The 2501-nt window shown below is 67.7% G+C and carries 1 protein-coding gene and 2 pseudogenes; all 3 read left to right on the top strand.

Translation table 11 applies throughout. The features are described from left to right. A pseudogene (locus G3N97_RS38175) lies at positions 1–527 on the top strand (peptide synthetase); the annotation flags it as partial. 269 nt (positions 528–796) lie between these two features. Further along, positions 797–1576: pseudogene (locus G3N97_RS39870) on the top strand (YqcI/YcgG family protein); the annotation flags it as partial. A 75-nt stretch (positions 1577–1651) separates the two neighbouring features. Continuing rightward, positions 1652–2501 (top strand): condensation domain-containing protein (locus G3N97_RS39865; RefSeq protein ID WP_241031088.1); only part of this gene is annotated, 850 nt, incomplete at its 3' end.

The following is a 2501-nucleotide window of genomic DNA, read 5'->3' as shown; positions in this document are numbered from 1 at the left end:
TCGCGGCGCGCCGCGCGGAACTCGAAGCACGCGCGAGCCGCGCCGTGCAGGCGATCGGCGAGCGCTTCGGCGCGGCGGCGCGCGCGCAGTTCATCAAGGGTTTCGCGGCCGGCGATCATCTCGCGGAACGCGCGCGCTGGGATCTGGGCGAGCAGCTCAAATGGCTGTCGGCGATTCCGCGCTTCTGTGATTTCGCGCGCCGCATCAGCGCACGTATCGACGTCGAATGTCCCGACATCGACCGCGAAACGTTTATCGAGCCGCATGAAATGTGCTCGACCACGCACGTGCATAACGACCATCGGCTCGTGACGATCCAGGAAGGCGAGATGCTGTTCTGGGGCAATCTCGGCATGCAGTTGCAGATGTTCGAAGGTGACATGGTGCTGATTCCCGACGGCCGTCTGCATGGTTCGACGGTCACGTCGAGCGAGTGCACGTATCACCAGCCGATCATTCCCGACGACTGGGTTCAGGCGCTCATGCTCGAACTTGAAGCGCCCGACGCCGCGCGCGCCGCGGCCTGACGTGCGAGCCATGCGCACGATCGCCAGCGCGGCTTCATACGCACCAACAAGCACAGCTTGACCGCAGCACGACGCGCCGCCGCCCGGCGCGCGTCATCCGTTCTCCAGCCACCTCGCCAGAAGGTGCGGACGCTCCCCACAAAAAAATCATGACCCGATTGTCGCGGGGCCACGCGGCTCGCCGCCGCTGCCGCCGTGCGCGGCCCGTGCCTCGCGACAGACCCGTGCGGAACCCAAGGAACGAGACGATGCAACCCAACGACGAACTGATGCAGCAAGAGACGCCGAACGCAGCGCTGAACGAAGCGCCGGTCTTCACGGCGCAGGACTGGAAAAGCCGCATCATCAAGGGCCGCGCGTGCGGCGCCGACGTGCAGCCGCCCGCCTGGCTCGACGCCTCGTACGCGACGCTGCGCGAGCAGGTGATGCATCCGGCGTATCCGTGCTTCTTCGGCACGCAGGCCGAGCGGCGCGGCGAAATGTTCTATTCGTTCGTGCACGGCAAGGACATCGCCGATCTGCCGGCCACGATGCAGACCTTCGCGGAACTGGCGTCGCTGCCGCAATACCGCAAGAACAACATCGCGGTGTTTTTCGAGCCCGATGCCGAGCCGCTCTCGCACGACGCGTATCACGAACTCTTCTGGCACGCGCTGCAGCAACTGCACAACGTCGATCCCGATCCGCAGGCCGATCAGCAGCCCGAACCCTCGGACGAGTCGTGGGAGTTTTCGTTCGCGGGCGTGCAGATGTTCGTGGTGTGCGCGTGCCCGTCGTTTTCGCTGCGTCACAGCCGCAATCTCGGGCCGGGCATGGTGCTGCTGTTCCAGCCGCGCAGCGTGTTCGTGGACACCATCACCAACAAGGTGATCGGCCGCGAGGCGCGCAATCAGGTGCGCAAGCGCCTCGAAACGTGGGACGACACGCCCGCGCATCCGGACCTCGGTTTCTACGGCGATCCGGGCAACCTCGAATGGAAGCAGTATTTCCTCGACGACCACAACGTGCGCGCCGCCGATGTCTGCCCGTTCCTCAAGCGCAAGGCGCGCGAGGCGGGCGTGCAACCGCTCGCGGCGCGCCACGGGCGCGAGCTTGAATCCGCCACCGAACCCGGGCCTGCCGCCATGACGCCTTCATCGTCTTCATCGCCTGCATCGCCCACGCCCGCATCGACGGCGGACTTCGCGGCCATCGCGCGCAACTATGCGAGCCTGCCCGCCGACCGGCGCGCGACGTTCCGCGCGCGTCTGCGCGAGCGCGGGCTGAGCGGCAAGGCGCTGCCGATCGTGCCGCTCGCGGACCGCACGCAGCGCTTCGCGCTGTCGCCGGCGCAGTCGCGTCTGTGGTTCCTGTGGCAACTGAATCCCGACGACGCCGGCTACAACATCGCGGGCGCGCTGCGTCTCGAAGGCGCGCTCGACGTCGAACGGCTGCGCGCGGCGCTCGATCACGTGGTCGCGCGGCACGAGGCGCTGCGCACGCATTTCGAGGAACGCGACGGGCAGGTCGAGCAGATCGTCGGCGGCGTGAATTACGCGTGGTCCGAGGTCGATCTGCGCGACGCGTCGACTTCCGATGCGCTCGACCAGCGGCTTCAGTCGCTCTCGCTCGCGCCATTCGATCTCACGCGCGGCCCGCTGCTGCGCATCGCGTTACTGCGCGAAGCGGCAACGAGCGACGATAGCAACGAAAGCGCGCAGCGCCACGTGCTGCACGTCGCGCTGCATCACATCGTGGCCGATCACGCGTCGGTGAAACTGCTGCTCGACGAATTCGTCGCGGCCTATGGCGAACTGATGGCGGGGCGCACGCCCGCCGCCGCGCCGCTGGCCGTGCAGTACGGCGACTTCGCGGCGTGGCAGCAGGAATGGGCCGACGACGGCGAGCGCGACGCCGCCTTGCACTACTGGACCACGCAACTCGGCGACACGCCCGCCGCGCTCGATCTGCCGGTGACGAAGCCGCGCGGCGGCA

This window comes from Paraburkholderia sp. Ac-20347 (genome assembly GCF_017104805.1).
Classification (GTDB): Bacteria; Pseudomonadota; Gammaproteobacteria; order Burkholderiales; family Burkholderiaceae; genus Paraburkholderia; species Paraburkholderia tropica.
The sequence above is the reverse complement of the archived record's forward strand: the minus strand, read 5'-3'. Positions and strand labels throughout refer to the sequence as shown.